Annotated in this window: 15 protein-coding genes; 4 read left to right on the forward strand and 11 right to left on the reverse strand. The window is 70.9% G+C overall.

What is annotated here, in order from left to right:
- Window positions 1-20 precede the first annotated feature (20 nt).
- The 6 genes from FHS88_RS05880 to FHS88_RS05905 are packed head-to-tail and all read right to left on the reverse strand — an operon-like array spanning window position 21 to window position 6,192.
- Window positions 21-911 (reverse strand): dihydrodipicolinate synthase family protein, encoded by an 891-nt coding sequence (locus FHS88_RS05880; RefSeq protein WP_184482235.1) that lies wholly within the window; start codon window positions 909-911, stop codon window positions 21-23.
- Complete coding sequence (locus FHS88_RS05885; protein ID WP_184482237.1) at window positions 908-2,092, reverse strand: sialidase family protein; 1,185 nt, start codon at window positions 2,090-2,092, stop codon at window positions 908-910. Before FHS88_RS05885 ends, FHS88_RS05880 begins: the two co-directional genes overlap by 4 nt.
- An 11-nt stretch (window positions 2,093-2,103) precedes the next feature.
- Window positions 2,104-3,225 (reverse strand): iron-containing alcohol dehydrogenase, encoded by a 1,122-nt coding sequence (locus FHS88_RS05890; protein ID WP_184482239.1) that lies wholly within the window; start codon window positions 3,223-3,225, stop codon window positions 2,104-2,106.
- Window positions 3,222-4,268 (reverse strand): 4-hydroxythreonine-4-phosphate dehydrogenase PdxA, encoded by a 1,047-nt coding sequence (pdxA, locus tag FHS88_RS05895; RefSeq protein ID WP_184482241.1) that lies wholly within the window; start codon window positions 4,266-4,268, stop codon window positions 3,222-3,224. The genes FHS88_RS05890 and pdxA overlap by 4 nt, the downstream gene beginning before the upstream one ends.
- A complete protein-coding gene (locus tag FHS88_RS05900) occupies window positions 4,265-5,377 on the reverse strand; it encodes a four-carbon acid sugar kinase family protein (protein WP_184482243.1) in 1,113 nt (370 codons plus the stop codon). The genes pdxA and FHS88_RS05900 overlap by 4 nt, the downstream gene beginning before the upstream one ends.
- Window positions 5,374-6,192 carry an IclR family transcriptional regulator gene (locus tag FHS88_RS05905; protein WP_184482245.1) on the reverse strand — a complete coding sequence of 273 codons (819 nt, stop codon included), beginning with the start codon at window positions 6,190-6,192 and terminating at the stop codon, window positions 5,374-5,376. Before FHS88_RS05905 ends, FHS88_RS05900 begins: the two co-directional genes overlap by 4 nt.
- Window positions 6,193-6,319: 127 nt before the next feature.
- On the opposite strand from FHS88_RS05905, the gene FHS88_RS05910 reads away from it, so the two are divergent.
- The gene (locus tag FHS88_RS05910) at window positions 6,320-7,006 is read left to right on the forward strand and encodes an SDR family NAD(P)-dependent oxidoreductase (protein ID WP_184482247.1); all 687 of its coding nucleotides are present in this window, start codon (window positions 6,320-6,322) and stop codon (window positions 7,004-7,006) included.
- 118 nt (window positions 7,007-7,124) lie between these two features.
- Here the strand turns inward: FHS88_RS05910 and FHS88_RS05915 are convergent, their stop codons facing one another.
- The 4 genes from FHS88_RS05915 to FHS88_RS05930 all read right to left on the reverse strand — a co-directional run bounded on the left by FHS88_RS05915 (window position 7,125) and on the right by FHS88_RS05930 (window position 11,762).
- Window positions 7,125-8,201, reverse strand: a complete 1,077-nt coding sequence (locus tag FHS88_RS05915) for a BMP family ABC transporter substrate-binding protein (protein WP_184482249.1) — start codon at window positions 8,199-8,201, stop codon at window positions 7,125-7,127.
- Window positions 8,202-8,263: 62 nt separating this feature from the next.
- The gene (locus FHS88_RS05920) at window positions 8,264-9,181 is read right to left on the reverse strand and encodes an ABC transporter permease (protein ID WP_184482251.1); all 918 of its coding nucleotides are present in this window, start codon (window positions 9,179-9,181) and stop codon (window positions 8,264-8,266) included.
- Window positions 9,178-10,203: an ABC transporter permease gene (locus tag FHS88_RS05925; RefSeq protein WP_246419485.1), complete on the reverse strand. Its 1,026-nt coding sequence runs from the start codon at window positions 10,201-10,203 to the stop codon at window positions 9,178-9,180. Before FHS88_RS05925 ends, FHS88_RS05920 begins: the two co-directional genes overlap by 4 nt.
- A 47-nt stretch (window positions 10,204-10,250) precedes the next feature.
- Entirely contained in the window at window positions 10,251-11,762 is a 1,512-nt protein-coding gene (locus FHS88_RS05930) for an ABC transporter ATP-binding protein (RefSeq protein WP_221244333.1), read from the reverse strand.
- Window positions 11,763-12,013: 251 nt separating this feature from the next.
- On the opposite strand from FHS88_RS05930, the gene FHS88_RS05935 reads away from it, so the two are divergent.
- The 3 genes from FHS88_RS05935 (at window position 12,014) to FHS88_RS05945 (ending at window position 16,778) form a co-directional block, all read left to right on the forward strand.
- Window positions 12,014-13,186, forward strand: a complete 1,173-nt coding sequence (locus FHS88_RS05935) for an isovaleryl-CoA dehydrogenase (protein ID WP_184482257.1) — start codon at window positions 12,014-12,016, stop codon at window positions 13,184-13,186.
- A 62-nt stretch (window positions 13,187-13,248) separates the two neighbouring features.
- Window positions 13,249-14,793: a carboxyl transferase domain-containing protein gene (locus FHS88_RS05940; RefSeq protein ID WP_184482359.1), complete on the forward strand. Its 1,545-nt coding sequence runs from the start codon at window positions 13,249-13,251 to the stop codon at window positions 14,791-14,793.
- The gene (locus FHS88_RS05945) at window positions 14,793-16,778 is read left to right on the forward strand and encodes an acetyl/propionyl/methylcrotonyl-CoA carboxylase subunit alpha (protein ID WP_184482259.1); all 1,986 of its coding nucleotides are present in this window, start codon (window positions 14,793-14,795) and stop codon (window positions 16,776-16,778) included. Before FHS88_RS05940 ends, FHS88_RS05945 begins: the two co-directional genes overlap by 1 nt.
- Here the strand turns inward: FHS88_RS05945 and FHS88_RS05950 are convergent.
- Window positions 16,738-17,190, reverse strand: a complete 453-nt coding sequence (locus FHS88_RS05950) for a hypothetical protein (RefSeq protein ID WP_184482261.1) — start codon at window positions 17,188-17,190, stop codon at window positions 16,738-16,740. The genes FHS88_RS05945 and FHS88_RS05950 overlap by 41 nt on opposite strands.
- Between the last annotated feature and the right edge of the window lie 32 nt (window positions 17,191-17,222).

The raw sequence follows: 17,222 nt of genomic DNA on the forward strand, positions 1-17,222 counted from the left end.
CTGGTTGTCCTTGGGGGTGGTCAGGCGGCTCGCAGCGCATCCGCCTCGGCCTGATTGAGGGGCAGCAGGGGCGGGCGAAGGCGATGCCAGCCCGGCTGACCGGTGCGGTCCGCCAGCAGCAGCTTGAGCGAGGCGATCTGTGCGAAGCGGCTCGCCCGGTCGCGCGCGGCGACGATGCGCGCCTGCGCGGCCTCCACCTCCGCCGTCAGGGCCGCATCGGCATGGTGGCGGAAGACGAAGGCGAGATCGCCTGCGACGAGGTTCGAGGTCGCTGTGATGCAGCCCGCACCACCCGCCTTGAGCAGCGGCAGCATCAGCGGATCTGCGCCCGCGAGCACGGCAAGGCCCGGGAAGGTGGCGACAAGTTCTTCCATGTGCGCGAGGTCGCCCGCCGAATCCTTGATGCCGGTGAAGATGCCCGGATAGGTGGCGCGCAACCGCGCGATCACGGGGAAGGGGATCGGCACCGCCGACATCTGCGGGATGTGATAGAGCACGATGCGCAGGCGCGGATCGGCCACGCGCTCAACCACCTCGGCATAGGCGGCGAACAGGCCGTCCTCGGTGACGCCCTTGTAGTAGAAGGGCGGCAGCATCACGACCGTCGTGACGCCGAGCGAAAGGGCATGGCGCGTCAGCGCCACGGTCTCGGTCAGCGCCGGGACACCCGTGCCCGGCAGCAGCCGATCGGGCGCAATGCCGGCGGCGACCACGGCTTCCAGCAGGCCGCGGCGCTCGTCGGAGGAGAAGGAATTCGCCTCGCCCGTCGTGCCGAGCAGCGCGACGCCGTCGCAGCCCTCGGCCAGCAGGCGCCGACAATGCGCGACGAACAGGGCGTGGTCGGGGGCCAGCGCCTCGGTCACCGGGGTCAGCGCGGCGCAGAACACGCCGCGCGGATGCAGCGCGATCATGCGTTCTCTCCTGCGGCCCAGTCCGGCGCGATCCGCACGTATTTTATGGCCTGCCGCCAGTAGGTGTAGGCGATGTGCAGCACCCCGTCCGGCGTCTGGCAGAGCGAGGGATAGGAGAACTCCCGGTTCAGCCGGTCTTTCGAGTTGTTGGTCATGCAGAAGCCGTCGCCGGTTTCGAGGTTGCGCCGGACAGGCCAGCTGCGGCCCTGATCGGCCGAGATGGCGAGCGTCAGCGGCGCGCGGGGCGCGCCCCAGAAGGCGCTGCGCCCCGCAACGGGAGGCGCGGCTGGGGCGGCCTCGTCGCCGCCGATGTCGTCGTAGAGCGAGAGGCGCCGCCCCGTCGCATCCGCCGCGCTGGAGTGGTTGTAGACCATCGCGAGGCGCCCATCCGCGAGGCGGGTCGCCATCACCGAGGAGTTGTTGTTGGGGAGTTCCGTCGGCACCGGCGCTGACCAGCTCCGCCCGCCATCCGATGATCTGCTCGCGTGGATCCAGTCCGCCCATCGGCTGCGATAGAAGGCCGCCAGCGTGCCATCGCGCAGATCGACGATGCTCATGTGCACGCAGCCCGTGCTGTCGGGCACCGCGTGCTCCGCCCAGGTGGCGCCGCCATCGGTGGAGATCATCACCGAACTGGTGTCGAGATCGCCCGTCCATGCGCCGGCGGGAGGCTTGGTGCAGCGCCAGATGGGCAGAAGCCAGTCGCCATTGTCCAGCACCACGATCGGGCTGCGGATGAAGGTGCCGAAGCCGGGTTGCTCGCCGAACAGCGTCTCGATCGGGTCCCAGCTTCGCCCTCCGTCGTCCGAGATACGGCGGCGGATGATCGCGGTGTCCTGGTTGCCCGAGATCTGCGCCGTCCAGAGCAGCCACAGCCGGCCATCGGGCGCGTTGAACAGCAAGGGGTTCTGTTCCGATCGCGTCGGGTCGTCCGAAAGCCGGATCGGCGGGGACCAGCGATCCGCGCCGGCAGCAAGGCGCGAGAAGTGGATGGAGATGTCGGGAATGCCCTCCTGCGTGCCGCCGAACCACACGCAACCCAGGTCGCCGCCCGGCAGCGGATGGAGGAAGGCGGCATGGTTCTGCACGCAGGGCGTCGGGATGAAGGCCTCGATGCGCGCCGGGTCTCCCGGCGCGGGGGCGAGGATCTCGGGACGCTCGATCGCGCCGGCTGCGGACATGGAGGTCTCCATCAGAGGGCCGCCCGGTAGATCGCGAGGATCTGCTCGCGGCTCATCTCGCGCGGGTTGTTGTCGAGCAGGCGACGTATGGCATGCGCCTCGGCCGCCATGGCGGGCAGGTCGTCCTCGGGGACGCCGAGGTGGGAAAGCCGCATCTCGATGCCGAGCGCGGCGCACCAGCGGTGGCTCGCTTCCAGCACATCACCAGCGGCGGCGAGGCCGAGCGCCTGCATCACCATCGCGGTCTTGTCAGGCACGGCGGGCGCGTTGAAGGCCAGTGTGTGCGGAAAGACCACCGCGCAGGCGAGCCCATGCGCGACATGGTGCCGCGTTCCCAGCGGATACGCCACGGCATGGCCCGCCGTGGTGTTCACGGGCCCGAGGCAGAAGCCGCCATAGAGCGAGGCGAGGGCGAGGCCTGCGCGCGCCTCCCGGTCGCTGCCGTCCGCGACAGCACGTGGGAGATAGCGCCCAACGAGCCGGATGCCCTCCAGCGCGTAGAGATCGATGAGCGGATGGGCCTTGCGGCTGGTGAAGGCCTCCGTGCAATGGGCCAGCGCATCGACGCCGGTCGCGGCCGTGACGGCGGCGGGCACGCTGAGCGTCAGGTCGGGATCCACCACCGCGAGGTCCGCGACCATGTGCCGGCTCTGCACCGCGAGCTTGTTCCGTGTCGCCGGATGTGTGATCAGGGCGCGGGATCCGGCCTCGCTGCCCGTGCCCGAGGTCGTGGCCACCTGCACCAGGGCGACGCGGCGTCCGGCCACCTTCTCCGGGCCGACCACGTCGTGCAGCGTCTTGCCGCTGCCCGGCAGGACGGCCACGAGCTTCGCGAGGTCCATCGCGCTGCCGCCGCCGAAGCCCACCACGAGCTGCGGTTGAACGCGCTCGGCCATCGCCAGCGCGGCCTCAAGATTCGCGATGTCCGGCTCTGGCTCGACGGCGCCGAAAACCGCCACTTCTCCCGGCAACCCCAGCAGCCCGACACGCGCGGCATTGGATCGGCCGGTGACCACGAGGCTGCGCGTGATGCCTCGCTCCCGCGCCAAGGATGCGACAGTGGCCACCTGACCGGGGCCGAAGGCGATGCGCGCGGGAACGTCGAGTGCGATGGGGTGAAGAAGGACTGTCATGAGGCATGTTCCGTCGCGTTTGCGCGATGCGCGGCGAGCAGTTCGGCGTATTCGATCGCCTCGATCAGGCTGCGCTCGCTCGCGATGCCCTTGCCGGCGATGTCGAAGGCGGTGCCGTGATCGACCGACGTGCGGATCACCGGCAGGCCGAGGGTGATGTTCACCCCCGACAGCGCATCCCACTTTCCCGTCGCCGGATCGACATGGAAGCCCAGCAGCTTCACCGGGATGTGCCCCTGGTCGTGGTACATCGCGACCACGGCATCGAACTGACCGGCGCGCAGCTTCACGAAGACGGTGTCGCCCGGCACCGGGCCCGTCACATGCATCCCGTCCGCCACCGCCTGCGCGATGGTTGGGGCCACGATGTCGATGTCATGCCGCCCGAACAGGCCGCCCTCGCCCGCATGCGGGTTCAGCGCCGCGACGGCGATGTGGGGGTGCCTGACGCCGAGGCCGCGCAAGGCCCGCTGCGTGAGGTCGAGCACCTGGCGGATGCGCTGAGGCGTCACGCGCTTCGGTACCTCCTCGAGCGCGCAATGGGTCGTGACGTGGCTGACGCGCATGTTGCCGTGTGCGAGCAGCATCACGCTGCCCTTCACGCCGGTCAGCTCCGCCAGCATCTCGGTGTGGCCGGCATAGTGGTAGCCGGCCTTGTTCAGCGCCTCCTTGTTCAGTGGCGCTGTCACGATGGCCCCGACCTGGCCGGAGCGGGCAAGGCGCACGCCATGCTCGACCGCCAGATAGGCGAAGCGGCCGCCATCGGCGCTGAGAATGCCGGGCTCGATCGGCGCGCCTTCGGGGCCGGCCTGGAGGAAGGCGAGCGGGGGCCATGCGCGATCATCGGCCTTGACCTCGGGCAGAGTGATCTCCGGCGCGAAGGCGGTGCGCGCGCGCTGGAGGGCATCGCCGCTGCCGATCACCAGCAGGCGCAGCTCCCCGGCCTCGATGCGCCCGCGCAGCGCTCGGCACGCCTTGACGATGATCTCCGGGCCGATGCCGGCCGGGTCGCCCATGGTGATCGCGAGGTGACGGGGCGTCATGCGGGAATGCTCCGGGACTTGGGGGCTTGGGCGGCGAGCAGGTCGCGCCACAGCGCATCGCCGCCGAAGGCGCCCGATTTCGAGACCACGGGGACGCCATCCCAGGCGCCGCCGCGCATCACGGAGCGCGCCACGCCCGGCTGCACGATGCCCACGGCGTGCAGCCCCGAGGCACCGAGCGCATCGCATATCGCCCGGAGCGTCTCCCCGCCGGCCGCGATCAGCGTGCCGGGCGGCAGTAGGCGTCGCACGAGGCCGGCCATCACCGCCGCGACACGCCGCGCCGCCTCGCCGCGGCCGATGCCACCCGGCAGCGCCACGCGAACCATCGCGGCGCCCTTCGACTCCACCATTCGTGCGACGCGCGCGGCCGACGCTGTCCCGCCGTCGGGCACCTCGATCGCGCAGTCCCCGCAGGCGGCGACTTGCCGTGCGGTCACCGCCTGGTCGGAGCCGAACAGGCCGAGCACGGGGCCTTGCAACCCGTTGCTGGTCGCTGCCGTGGTCGTGCCGGCTAGTGCCCGCGCAAGGCCGCCGCTGCCGCACCAAAGGACCGGCCCCCGCGCCTGCCGCGCGACGTCAACGATGCGGGCGAGGTCCGCCTCGTCCTCCGCATCGAAGAGCGTGAGGCCAGGAGGCAGGGGCTGCGTGGGGTCGCCTCGCCGCGGTTGCAATCCTGCGGCCTCGAGCAGCGCAGGGAGGTCCGGGGCAATCGTGGCGCAACTGCCATCCGCCTGTCGGACGACCACCCGGCCATCACGGGTGAGGCGACCCTGCGCGGGGAAGGCCGGCGCCATCACGACATGCCGCCAGTAGCCCGACTCCACGCACGCGGCGAGTTCAGCGGCGACATGGCCTCGGAGCAGGCTGTCGATCTTCTTGAAGGCTATGTCCGCCCCGCGCAGCGCTGGGGCGAGGGCACGCACCCTGTCCACGGCCGCGTCGCGGCTTGCCTCCCGCGTGCCGGAGTCGAGCGCCAGGCTTCCGGCCATGGTGCCGGCGAGCATCCACCGCACCGGCACCGGACCGCAGAGGCCGGTCAGCTCTGCGGCGGAATCGAGTGCGCCGGTGAGGTCGTCGGCGATCAGGCGGAGGACGATGCGCGTCACTCGGACGCCCCCCCCGACCGGATGGTCCCGAGCGACAGGCGTAGTGCCGTCCCGAGTTCTTCCGCCAGCGCGCGCACACGCGGCGCCGTGAGAGAGACGAAGTCGGCGAGCGGAAGCCTGCCGCCGCCGATGGTCAGGCTGACCCCCGCAGCCGGCGCGCCGCGCGCATCGAGCACCGGCGCCGCGACAGTGCGCAGGCCGTAGGCGTTCTCGCCGTCGGAAACCGCGTAGCCCTGCTGGCGGACCTCATCCAGCCGCGCCAGCAGCGCGTCGAGATCCGTCAGCGTGCGGTCGGAGAGTTTCACGCGCGGGACGCATTCGAGCTGCGCGACCTGCTCCTCCCGCGGCAGCCAGGCGAGGATCGCCTGACCGAGCGCGGTGGCATAGGCGCCGATGCGCGTGCCGGGGCGGCGCACCACGCCATGGCGCTCCAGGCCGGCCTCGACGCGGGCGAGATAGATCACCTCGCCCTTCTCCAGCACGCCGAGGGAGCCGGCATCCGCCACCTCGGGCACCAGTTCGCGGAGCAGGGGCTGCGCATGGGAGGGAAGGTCACTGGCCGAAAGGGCGGCATAGCCGAGTTCGAGGCATTTCAGCGTCAGCCGGAAACGGCGGCCGCCGGGCACGGCCCGCAGATAGCCGAGGCCGACGAGCGTGTGGATGAGGCGGAAAGCGGTGCCGCGGTCATGGCCGGTGCGCGCGGCGACTTCGGAGACGGTCAACTCGGGCAGGTCCGGTCCGAAGGCCCTGAGAACGGCGAAGGCCTTGGCGACCGACTGGACGAGGTTCTTCGGGTTTTCGGCGCGGCTGCGCATTCCGTCCTGACCCGCCTCCCTCGATACTAGGTGATCGGATTGCGAACACTTGTTCGTTTAATGCCACTTTGCTATTCGGCCACCGTCGGTCCTGTCAAGCGCATCGGGACCGCAAGGGAGACGCCGCATGACACCGGGAAGCGCCGGCCACGCCATCGTCACAGGCGCCAGTTCCGGCATCGGTGCGGCGATCGTCGCGCGGTTGCTGCGCGAAGGCTGGCGCGTGACCGGCCTCAGCCGCCGCGACCCCGGCCTCACCGATCCTGACTACGACCACAGATCGGTGAACCTGCTGGATGCGGATGCGCTTCTGGCCTCCGTTGCGGACCTCAGTCCGAATGCGCTGGTCCATGCCGCCGGGCTGATGCGTGGCGGCCTGATCGGCTCGCTTGATGCCGAGGCCGGCCGCGCGCTCTGGCGCCTGCATGTGGAGGCAGCCTCGCTGCTCGCCGACCGGCTGGTCCCGCGGATGCCGGATGGGGGGCGCATCGTGCTCCTGGGCAGCCGCACCGCGGCCGGATCCGCCGGGCGCAGCCAGTACGCCGCGACCAAGGCGGCGCTCGTCGCCATGGCGCGGTCCTGGGCGATCGAACTCGCACCCCGGGGAATCACCGCGAATGTCGTGGCGCCGGCAGCCACCGACACGCCGATGCTGCGCGATCCCGCACGGAGCACCGTGGCGGCGAAACTGCCGCCGATCGGCCGCCACATTCGCGCCGAGGAGGTCGCAGCCCTCGCCGCCTTCCTGCTCGGGCCGGAGGCCGGCGCGATCACCGGGCAGCAGATCGTGGTATGCGGCGGCAGTTCGCTCTGATGACGGGCGGCCGGAACGTCTCGCGACCCGGCCGCCACCTGTCACTCCACGCGACCGCGCTGGCCTTCTGGCCGCGAGGCGCGCGCCCTGCCGGGCCCTGCGGCCCGGCCCACGGCGATCAGGGCATCGCCACGTCGATGCCGCGGTAGAAGTAGTTCTGCGCGCGGATCTGGTCGTCCGTCAGGCGCTGGCCGGCGGGGATCACCTCCGTGCCGTCCTGCCGCAGGATCGGCCCGTCGAAGGGATGCAGCGTGCCCGCGGCGATCGCGTCGCGGATGCGCTCCGCCTCCGCCGTCTCCTCCGGCGTCATGTTGGTGAAGGGCGCCAGGCGGAACATGCCCGAGTTCAGCCCGCCCCAGACATCGCCCGGCCGCCAGGTGCCCTCCAGCACCGCGCGCGCGCGCTCGGCGTAGTAGTCCCCCCAGTTGTTGACGCTGCTGGTCAGGTGCGCGCGCGGGGCGAAGCGCGTCATGTCGGAGGCCTGGCCGAAGCCGAAGACGCCGCGCTCGTTCGCCAGCTGCAGCGGCGCCGGGCTGTCGGTGTGCTGGCAGATCACGTCGCAGCCCTGGTCGATGAGCGCGCGCGCGGCATCCGCCTCACGCGCCGGGTTGAACCAGGCCGAGACCCAGACCACGCGGATCCGCATCTGCGGATCGACCGACCAGGCGCCGCGCATCACCGTGTTGATGGCGTGGATCACCTCCGGCACCGGGAAGGAGGCGATGTAGCCGATCGTCTTGGAGCGCGACTTGCGCGCGGCGATCACGCCCTGGACGTAGCGGCCCTCGTAGAAGCGGGCGTTGTAGATCGACAGGTTCGGCAGGGTGCTGGTGCCCGTCGCGTTCTCGAACATCACGTTGGGCAGCGTCGGGGCCACGCGCATCGTCGGCTGGAAGTAGGAGAAGGAGGTGGTGAAGATCAGCCTCGATCCCGTGCGCGCGAGCTGGTTGGCCACGCGGTCGAAGTCGGGCGGCGCGACGCTTTCCACCTGGGTCGCGGTCACGCGGTTGCCGAGCACCTCGAGCATCCGGCGCCGGCCGACATCGTGCATGGTGGACCACCCGAAATCGCCCACCGGGCCGATCAGGATGAAGCCGACATTGAGCGGCGCCTGGGCCTGCAAGGCGCCGGGCAACGCGGCGGCGCCGGCGAGCGCGGCAGTGCCGAGTCCGAGGGTGCGGCGGGTGATGGTCATGGGGTGAAGCCTCCTTCTGGTTGGGATTGCGAGGGTCGAGATGCCGCCACCCGTCTTACGGTTCAGCGGTCCGGCACGAAGGGCGTGCCGAGCCCGGCGGGCGCGGTGCTGCCACCGCCGCGCGCCTGCATGATCAGCACGAGCGCGAGGATCGTGACGAGGTAGGGCAGGGCGGCCATCGCCTGCGGCGGGATCGGTACACCGGCCCCCTGTGCGTGCAGCTGCAGGATGGTCACGCCGCCGAAGAGGTAGGCCCCCGCCACCGCCCGCCACGACATCCAGGAGGCGAAGACGACGATGGCGAGCGCGATCCAGCCTCGCCCGCTGGTCATTCCGCTGGTCCAGAAGGGCGTGAGCACCAGCGACAGGTAGGCCCCCGCCAGCCCCGCGCAGGCGCCGCCGAAAAGCAGCGCCAGGAAGCGGATGCGCAGCACCTTGTACCCCAGCGCATGCGCCGCCGCCGCGTTCTCCCCGCAGGCGCGCAGCACAAGGCCCGCGCGCGTGCGCCCGAGGAACCAGGCAACGCCCGCGACCAGCGCGAAGGAGGCATAGACGAAGGGATCCTGCCGGAACAGCAGTGGGCCGAGGAAGGGGATGTCCGACAGGAACGGCACCTCGATCTTGCCGATCCCGGCCCGCGGCACGCCGACGAAGGGTGCGCCCAGAACGCCTGACAGCCCCAGGCCGAAGATCGCCAGCGCCAGCCCCGCCGCCACCTGGTTCGTCGCGAGGCCGAGCACCAGCAGGCCGAAGATCGCGGCGAGAGCCATACCGGCGAGGATCGCCGCCGCCACGCCCGCCGCGCTCGATCCCGTGGTGATCGCGGCGGCGATGCCGGCCGCCGCACCCATGATCATCATGCCCTCGACGCCGAGGTTGAGCACGCCGGCGCGCTCGGCGATCAACTCGCCGATCGCGGCGATCAGAAGCGGCGTTGAGGCGGTGATCACCGTCAGCAGGATCGCCTCGATGAGAGTCATGCCGGGACACTCCGCAGCAGACGCACGCGGTAGAGCAGCAGCGTGTCGCAGGCGAGGACGTAGAACAGCAGCAGGCCCTGGATGACCCGCGTCGCGTCGAGCGGCAGGCGCAGCATGATCTGTGCGTTCTCCCCGCCGATGAAGGTCACGGCGAGCAGGATCCCGGCGACGAGGCAGCCGACCGGGTTCAGGCGGCCGAGGAATGCGACGATGATGGCGGTGAAGCCGTAGCCTGGCGACAGCCCCGGCTGCAGCTGCCGCAAGGTGCCCGAGACCTCAAGGATGCCCGCGAGACCGGCCAGCGCCCCGGATAGCGCGAAGACGCCCCAGGTCAGCCGCTTCGCGTCCACCCCGGCGAATCGCGCGGCGCGCGGGGCCTCGCCCAGCAGCCGGATCTCGAAGCCCTTCAGCGTGCGCGTCGCGACGAAGGCCGCCACGATGACGACCAGCAACGCGATCGGCGTGCCGAGGTTGAGACGCCCTCCCTCCGCCAGCAGCGGCAGCGTCGCGGCCGGGGAGAATGTCACGGTCTGCGGCATGTTGAATCCCGCGGGATCGCGCCAGGGTCCGCGCACCAGCCAGTCGAGCAGCAGCTCCGCGACATAGACCAGCATCAGGCTGGTCAGGATCTCGCTCGCGCCGAAGCGCGTGCGGAGCAGGGCCGGGATCAGCGCGAAGGCCGACCCGCCCAGCGCGCCGGCGGCGAGCATGGCGGGCAGCAGCCAGGGCCCCTGCGCCGCGCCATGCGTCGCGATGGCGAGCCAGGCGCCGGCCAGCGCGCCCACCAGGAACTGGCCCTCCGCCCCGATGTTCCAGACCCCGGCGCGGTAGCAGAAGGCGAGACCGACCGAGATCAGCACAAGCGGCGTCGCCTTCACCGCCACCTCCTGCAGGCCCCAGGAATCCGACAAGGGCAGCAAGAAATAGGCATGCAGCGCGACCAAGGGATCGGCGCCGAGCGCGGCGAACATCACCGCCGCCGAGGCGAGCGCGAGCGCGACGGCAAGCAACGGGGAAGCCATCCGCAAGGCAAGGCCTGTCTCTCCCCGTTGTTCGAGGACGAGCCGCATCAGGCCGCCTCGGCCATGGCCGCGCCGCCCATGAGCAGGCCGATCCTCTCCCGAGTCGCCTGCGCTGCGGTGAGTGGCGCGGACAGGCGGCCGTGGAATATCACCGCGATCCGATCCGCGATCTCGAGCAACTCGTCGAGATCCTGGCTGATCACGAGCACCGCTGCGCCGCTGCGCGCGAGGTCGAGGATGGCCTGGCGGATCACCCGCGCCGCGCCGGCATCAACGCCCCAGGTCGGCTGGCAGACCACGAGCAGCCGCGGCTGGCGCAGGATCTCCCGCCCCACCACGAATTTCTGCAGGTTGCCGCCCGAGAGAGCGCGCGCCTCCGGATCCCGCGCTCCCTTGCGCACGTCGAAGGCCGCCGAGATGCGGTCCACGAAGTCGAGCGTGCGCGAGCGCCGGACCAGTCCGCCTGGCGCGAAGCCTTCCGTCGCATGGCCGGCCAGGAGTGCATTCTCGGACAACCGGAAGCGCGGGACGGCGGCGTGGCCGAGCCGTTCCTCCGGCACGAAGGCCGCACCGCGGCGGCGGCGTGCGGTGATGTCCTCACGCCCGATCGGCGCGCCGTCGAGGATGATGCGATCGGCGGCCGGCGCGGCCTGTTCGCCCGACAGCGCTGCGAACAGGACATCCTGTCCGTTGCCTGCGACGCCGGCGATGCCAAGCACCTCGCCCGCGCGGAGTTCCAAGGATGCGCCGTCCAGCCCGACGCCATGCGGTTCGGGCGGCGGCAGGCTGAGGGCATGGACGGAGAGGCGCACCGGACCAGCCTCCGCCGTGGCGTTCCGCCGTGCCGCGCCGACATCGGTGCCAACCATCATCCGCGCGAGGCTTGCAGCGGTTTCCACGCGCGGATCACACGTGGCCACGACCCGCCCGTTGCGCAGGATGGTCGCGGCCTCGCACAGGCGGCGCACCTCCTCGAGCTTGTGGGAGATGTAGAGCACCGCACGGCCTTCGGCGCGCAGATGATCCAGCGTGGCGAACAGGCCGTCCGCCTCCTGCGGCGTGAGGACCGAGGTGGGTTCGTCGAGGATGATCAGCCGCGGATCCTGCATCAGGCAGCGCACGATCTCGACGCGTTGGCGCTCGCCGACCGAGAGGCGCCAGACCTCGCGCTGCGGCTCCAGCGGCAGGCCGTAGGCCCGTGACACCGCCACCAGGCGCTCGGCCACGCGCGGGAGCGGCTCAGGCACGTCGAGGGCGAGCGCCACGTTCTCGGCCACGGTCATGGCCTCGAACAGCGAGAAGTGCTGGAAGACCATCCCTATGCCAAGCGCGCGCGCCGCCCGCGGATCGGGGATCGGCACCGGCGCACCGCGCCACGCGATCTCCCCCGCATCCGGCTGGAGCAGGCCGTACAGGATCTTCACAAGGGTGGATTTGCCCGCGCCGTTCTCGCCAAGCAGCGCATGCGCCTGCCCCCCGGGCACGGCAAGGTCCACGGCATCGTTGGCGACCAGCGCGCCAAAGCGGCGGGTCACGCGGCGCGCCTCAAGCAGCGGCATCGTGGCGGACAGGTGGCGGACCCTCCCGGGCATCTTGGGGCAAAGCCGCGCAACCGGCCCGAGGGCCGGGGACCGATGCTGCCTCCCGGACCCGCTACCTAGGGAAATACCCCTGCATTGTGAAGAGTGCCCGTCCGGCAGGCGGCGCGCTTCTTCCCATCGGCCCGACAGGCGCGGTAGGACACTCAGCGCCGCTGGCGTTCCCGTCCGCGGTGCGCCAGCGACCCAAAGCCCCGGCCCGAGGTGACACGATGCTCGCCAACCAGATCCCGATGCTGGATTTCGGACTCGGCGATGAGGTCGATATGCTGCGCGACAGCGTCAGGTCCTTCGCGGTCGAGCGCATCGCGCCCATCGCCGCCGAGATCGACCGGACCGACGAGTTTCCGCGGCATCTCTGGCCCGAGATGGGCGCTCTAGGCCTCCATGGCATCACGGTCGAGGAGGAGTATGGCGGCTCCGCCATGGGCTATGTCGCGCATTGCGTGGCGATGGAGGAGGTCAGCCGGGCATCCGCCTCCGTCGGCCTGTCCTACGGCGCGCATTCGAACCTCTGCGTGAACCAGATCCGGCGTTGCGGGTCCGAGGAGCAGAAGCGCCGCTACCTGCCCAAGCTGATCTCCGGGGAACACCTCGGTGCCCTTGCGATGAGCGAACCGGGGGCGGGCAGCGATGTCGTGTCGATGCGGCTGCGCGCCGACAAGCGTGGCGATCGGTACGTGCTGAACGGCACCAAGATGTGGATCACCAATGCCCACTACGCCGAGACGATGGTGGTCTACGCCAAGACCGACCCGGAGGCGGGCGCCAGGGGCATCACCGCCTTCATCGTGGAACGCGACTTCAAGGGTTTCCGGCCGGCGCAGAAGCTCGATAAGCTTGGCATGCGAGGTTCGCCGACGAGCGAACTGGTGTTCGAGGATTGCGAGGTCCCTGCGGAGAACGTGCTGGGCGAGGTCGGCGGTGGCGTCCGGGTCCTGATGTCCGGCCTCGATTACGAGCGCGCCGTGCTGGCGGCCGGGCCGCTCGGGATCATGCAGGCCTGCCTCGATCTCGTCGTTCCCTATGTCCACGAGCGCAAGCAGTTCGGCCAGGCGATCGGGGAGTTCCAGCTCATCCAGGCCAAGCTCGCGGACATGTACACCACGCTCAGCGCGTGCCGCGCCTATGTCTATGCGGTGGCGCGGGCCTGCGACCAGGGGCGCACGACCCGCAAGGATGCGGCGGGCGCCATCCTCGTCGCGGCCGAGGCGGCGACGAAGGCGGCGCTCGACGCCATCCAGATCCTCGGGGGCAACGGCTACATCAACGACAACGCCACGGGCCGGCTGCTGCGCGACGCCAAGCTGTACGAGATCGGCGCCGGCACGAGCGAGATCCGCCGCATGCTGATCGGCCGCGAACTCTTCCGGGAAACCGCGTGAGCCACGTCATCGCATCAGCCGTCGATCCGCGCTCGGAGGCCTTCGCGGCCAATGCCGCGATCATGCGCGGCCTTGTGCAGGCACTCTCCGAACATGCGGCGAAGGCGGCGCTCGGCGGCCCGGCCCCGGCGCGCGAAAAGCATGTGGGGCGCGGCAAACTCCTGCCGCGCGAGCGGGTGGAGCGGCTGCTCGACGCCGGCGCGCCCTTTCTCGAGCTCTCGCCCCTCGCGGCGCATGGCATGTATGGCGGCGAGGTGCCGGGCGCCGGCATCATCACCGGCATCGGCCGCGTGTCGGGACGCGAATGCGTCATCGTCGCGAATGACGCGACGGTGAAGGGCGGCACCTACTACCCCATCACGGTGAAGAAGCATCTGCGCGCGCAGGAGATCGCGCTGCAGAACCGGCTGCCCTGCATCTATCTGGTGGATTCCGGCGGAGCCAACCTGCCGAACCAGGACGAGATCTTCCCGGATCGCGACCACTTCGGCCGCATCTTCTACAACCAGGCCCGGATGTCCGCGGCGGGCATCGCACAGATCGCCTCGGTGATGGGATCGTGCACCGCGGGTGGCGCCTACGTGCCCGCCATGTGCGACGAGGCGATCATCGTGCGCGAGCAGGGCACCATCTTCCTCGGTGGCCCGCCCCTGGTGAAGGCCGCCACCGGGGAGGTCGTCAGCGCCGAGGATCTCGGCGGCGCCGATGTGCACACGCGCCTTTCGGGTGTTGCTGACCATTACGCCGCGGACGACATGCACGCGCTCGGGATCGTGCGGCGGATCGTGGCGAGCCTCGGATCCGGTTCCAGGGCTGATGGCGCGCCCCAGGCCCCGGCGCCGCCTCTCTACGACCCGGCCGAACTGCACGGGATCGTGCCTGCCGATCTGAGGATCCCGGTCGATCCCAGGGAGATCATCGCGCGAATCGTGGATGGGTCGGAGTTCGACGAGTTCAAGCACCGATACGGAACAACTCTTGTCTGCGGCTTCGCCCGCATCTGGGGAATGCCGGTCGGCATCCTCGCGAACAACGGCATCCTGTTCTCGGAATCCGCCCTGAAAGGCGCGCACTTCATCGAGCTCTGCTGCCAGCGCCGGATCCCGCTGCTGTTCCTGCAGAACATCGCCGGCTTCATGGTCGGGCGGAAATACGAGGCGGGCGGCATCGCGAAGGATGGCGCGAAGCTGGTCACGGCCGTGGCCTGCGCCGAGGTGCCGAAGTTCACCGTCATCACCGGGGGCTCCTTCGGCGCGGGCAATTACGGCATGTGCGGCCGGGCCTATTCGCCACGCTTCCTCTTCACCTGGCCCAACTCCCGCATCTCGGTGATGGGCGGGGAACAGGCGGCGAGCGTGCTCGCGACGCTGCGGCGGGACAATCTCGAGGCGCGCGGCGAATCCTGGAGCGCGGAGGCCGAAGAAGCCTTCAAGGCGCCGATCCGCGAGAAGTACGAACGCGAGGGCGATCCCTACTACGCGACCGCGCGCCTCTGGGATGACGGCATCATCGATCCCGCCGATACGCGCGATGTCCTTGGCCTTGCCATGGCGGCCGCGCTGAACGCGCCGATCGAGGAGACGCGCTTCGGCGTGTTCCGCATGTGATGTTCCGCAGCCTCCTCATCGCCAATCGGGGCGAGATCGCCTGCCGAATCATGCGGACGGCGCGGCGCATGGGCATCCGCTGCATCGCCGTCTTCAGCGAGGCCGATGCGGATGCGCTGCATGTGGCGATGGCGGACGAGGCGCATCCCATCGGTCCCCCGCCTGCGCGCGACTCCTACCTGCGTGCCGAGCGCATCATCGAGGTGGCGCGCGCATCCGGGGCCGAGGCCATCCATCCCGGCTACGGCTTCCTGTCCGAGAACGCCGATTTCGCCGAGGCCTGCTCGTCCGCCGGCATCGTCTTCGTCGGCCCGCCCGCATCGGCCATTCGCGCGATGGGCAGCAAGGCGGATTCCAAGGCGCTGATGGTCGCGGCGGGCGTGCCGGTTGTGCCGGGCTACCATGGCGAGGACCAGTCCGAGGAACGCCTCGCCGCCGAGGCGGCACGCATCGGCTTTCCGCTGCTGATCAAGGCGAGCGCGGGCGGCGGCGGCAAGGGCATGCGGCCGGTGCACAGTGCGGCGGATTTCCTGGACGAGCTCGCCGGCGCGCGGCGCGAGGCACGGGCGGCTTTCGGCGACGACCGGGTGCTGCTCGAACGCTACCTGCAGCGGCCGCGCCACGTCGAGGTGCAGGTCTTTGCCGACCGTCACGGCCGGACCATCCACCTGCACACGCGCGACTGCTCGGTGCAACGGCGCCACCAGAAGGTGCTCGAGGAAGCGCCGGCGCCGGATCTGTCGCCCGCCCTGCGCGAACGGCTGCACGCGGCGGCGGTCGCGGCGGCGCGTGCGGTCGGCTACGTCAATGCCGGAACGGTCGAGTTCATCGTCGAGGGCGATGACGCCTTCTTCATGGAGATGAACACGCGCCTGCAGGTCGAGCATCCGGTGACCGAGATGATCACCGGCCTTGATCTGGTGGAGTGGCAGTTGCGCGTCGCGGCCGGGGAGCCGCTGCCGTTCGAGGAGCCGCCGGAGCCGCGGGGCCATGCCGTCGAGGTGCGCCTCTATGCGGAAGACCCGGCGGCGGAGTTCCGGCCCTCCGTCGGTGCGCTGAAGGGCTTCTCCGGTCCGGCTGAGCGCGAAGGCGTCCGGCTCGACACGGGCGTGCGCAGCGAGGACCGGATCACCGCCCATTACGACCCGATGATCGCCAAGATCATCGCCGCTGCGCCGGAGCGGCGCATGGCGTTCGAGCGGCTCGGCGCCGCCCTGGCCGAGACGAGGCTCGGCGGGCTGGCGACCAACCTCGCCTTCCTGCGGCGTCTGGTCGCGCATCCGGCGATGGTGGCCGGCGATCTCGATACGGGCTTCATCGCGCGGCATGCGGCGGCGCTGATCCCGCCGCCGCGCGAGGTTCCGCCCGAGGCGCTCGCCGCCTTCGCCGCGGTCCACCTCGAGCGCCTGCGTCAGCGTCACCTAGGCGATTCTCCTTGGGATCGCCTGTCCGGCTTTCGCCTCTTCGGCCCAGGGGAGGAGGTGCTGCTCCTGCGCGACGATGTGGGCGTGCGCCGGATCGTCCTGCATCGTCGTCGCGGCGCCATGGCGGCGATCGTGGATGGCGGCACGGCGATCCCCGTCGCAGCCGACCTGTCCGACGGTTCGCGGGCATCGGTGGATGGCGTCTGGCGCCATGTTTCCTTCTCGGCCGATGACGGCGTGGTGGCGCTCACCTTCGGCGGGGAGGATTACGGCTTCCGTCTGCTCGATCCCTATGCCCCGCGGGGCGGCGAAGCGGCGGCGGAAGGCCGGCTTTCGGCGCCGATCCCGGGGCGCGTGGTCCAGGTGCTGGTCGCCGCCGGGGATCGGGTGGCGCGCGGCCAGGTCGTCGCGATCCTCGAGGCGATGAAGACCGAATTGCGCATCGTCGCGCCAGCCGACGGGATCGTCGCGCATGTCGGCTGTGCCGCCGGCGACAGCATCGAGGAAGGCACCGAGATCGTCACCCTCGCGCCGCCGGACGAGAGCGCATCGCCTCCCTGATCGGGTGGCGCAGCAGCAGGCCTGCGCGTCGGAAGGCGCAGCCCAGGTGGATCGCCGCCGGCATGGCCGCATAGGCACGCCGCAGCGGGAGCAGTCGGAGCAGCGCGGCCAGCGCCTCGCTGCGCGCGCCGCGCTGCGCCAGGGCACAGGCCAGGATCAGGGCCGCCTCCTCCGGCGCCACCGTGGGGCAGAGCGGGCAGCATGCCCGGACGGGCGCGGCGCGCAGGAGGCTGTCGAGCGGCGCGGCGGCGGCGCCGGCATCCTCCGCCGCGAGGACCATCGCGGCCGCATGCAGGGGCGGCGTGCCGTGGCGCCAGGCGCGGACGGCGTCGAGCAGCAGGCGCTCGGCGGCCGGGAGGTCGTCGGCGGGTGTGCCGGCCCAGGGCCAGTCGGGAAGTCCGCTGGTGGACATGGGGGGGTTCCTCTCGCTGCGGGAGCGAGGGG

Source organism: Neoroseomonas alkaliterrae, assembly GCF_014199195.1.
In the GTDB taxonomy this organism is placed as follows: Bacteria; Pseudomonadota; Alphaproteobacteria; order Acetobacterales; family Acetobacteraceae; genus Neoroseomonas; species Neoroseomonas alkaliterrae.

What these genes read in the sequence shown, in the direction of transcription:
- FHS88_RS05880 (WP_184482235.1), bottom strand. Translation starts at nt 911, where the DNA reads ATGATCGCGCTGCATCCGCGCGGCGTGTTCTGCGCCGCGCTGACCCCG.
- FHS88_RS05885 (WP_184482237.1), bottom strand. Translation starts at nt 2,092, where the DNA reads ATGTCCGCAGCCGGCGCGATCGAGCGTCCCGAGATCCTCGCCCCCGCG.
- FHS88_RS05890 (WP_184482239.1), bottom strand. Translation starts at nt 3,225, where the DNA reads ATGACAGTCCTTCTTCACCCCATCGCACTCGACGTTCCCGCGCGCATC.
- pdxA (WP_184482241.1), bottom strand. Translation starts at nt 4,268, where the DNA reads ATGACGCCCCGTCACCTCGCGATCACCATGGGCGACCCGGCCGGCATC.
- FHS88_RS05905 (WP_184482245.1), bottom strand. Translation starts at nt 6,192, where the DNA reads ATGCGCAGCCGCGCCGAAAACCCGAAGAACCTCGTCCAGTCGGTCGCC.
- FHS88_RS05910 (WP_184482247.1), top strand. Translation starts at nt 6,320, where the DNA reads ATGACACCGGGAAGCGCCGGCCACGCCATCGTCACAGGCGCCAGTTCC.
- FHS88_RS05915 (WP_184482249.1), bottom strand. Translation starts at nt 8,201, where the DNA reads ATGACCATCACCCGCCGCACCCTCGGACTCGGCACTGCCGCGCTCGCC.
- FHS88_RS05920 (WP_184482251.1), bottom strand. Translation starts at nt 9,181, where the DNA reads ATGACTCTCATCGAGGCGATCCTGCTGACGGTGATCACCGCCTCAACG.
- FHS88_RS05925 (WP_246419485.1), bottom strand. Translation starts at nt 10,203, where the DNA reads ATGGCTTCCCCGTTGCTTGCCGTCGCGCTCGCGCTCGCCTCGGCGGCG.
- FHS88_RS05930 (WP_221244333.1), bottom strand. Translation starts at nt 11,762, where the DNA reads ATGCCGCTGCTTGAGGCGCGCCGCGTGACCCGCCGCTTTGGCGCGCTG.
- FHS88_RS05935 (WP_184482257.1), top strand. Translation starts at nt 12,014, where the DNA reads ATGCTCGCCAACCAGATCCCGATGCTGGATTTCGGACTCGGCGATGAG.
- FHS88_RS05940 (WP_184482359.1), top strand. Translation starts at nt 13,249, where the DNA reads ATGCGCGGCCTTGTGCAGGCACTCTCCGAACATGCGGCGAAGGCGGCG.
- FHS88_RS05945 (WP_184482259.1), top strand. Translation starts at nt 14,793, where the DNA reads ATGTTCCGCAGCCTCCTCATCGCCAATCGGGGCGAGATCGCCTGCCGA.
- FHS88_RS05950 (WP_184482261.1), bottom strand. Translation starts at nt 17,190, where the DNA reads ATGTCCACCAGCGGACTTCCCGACTGGCCCTGGGCCGGCACACCCGCC.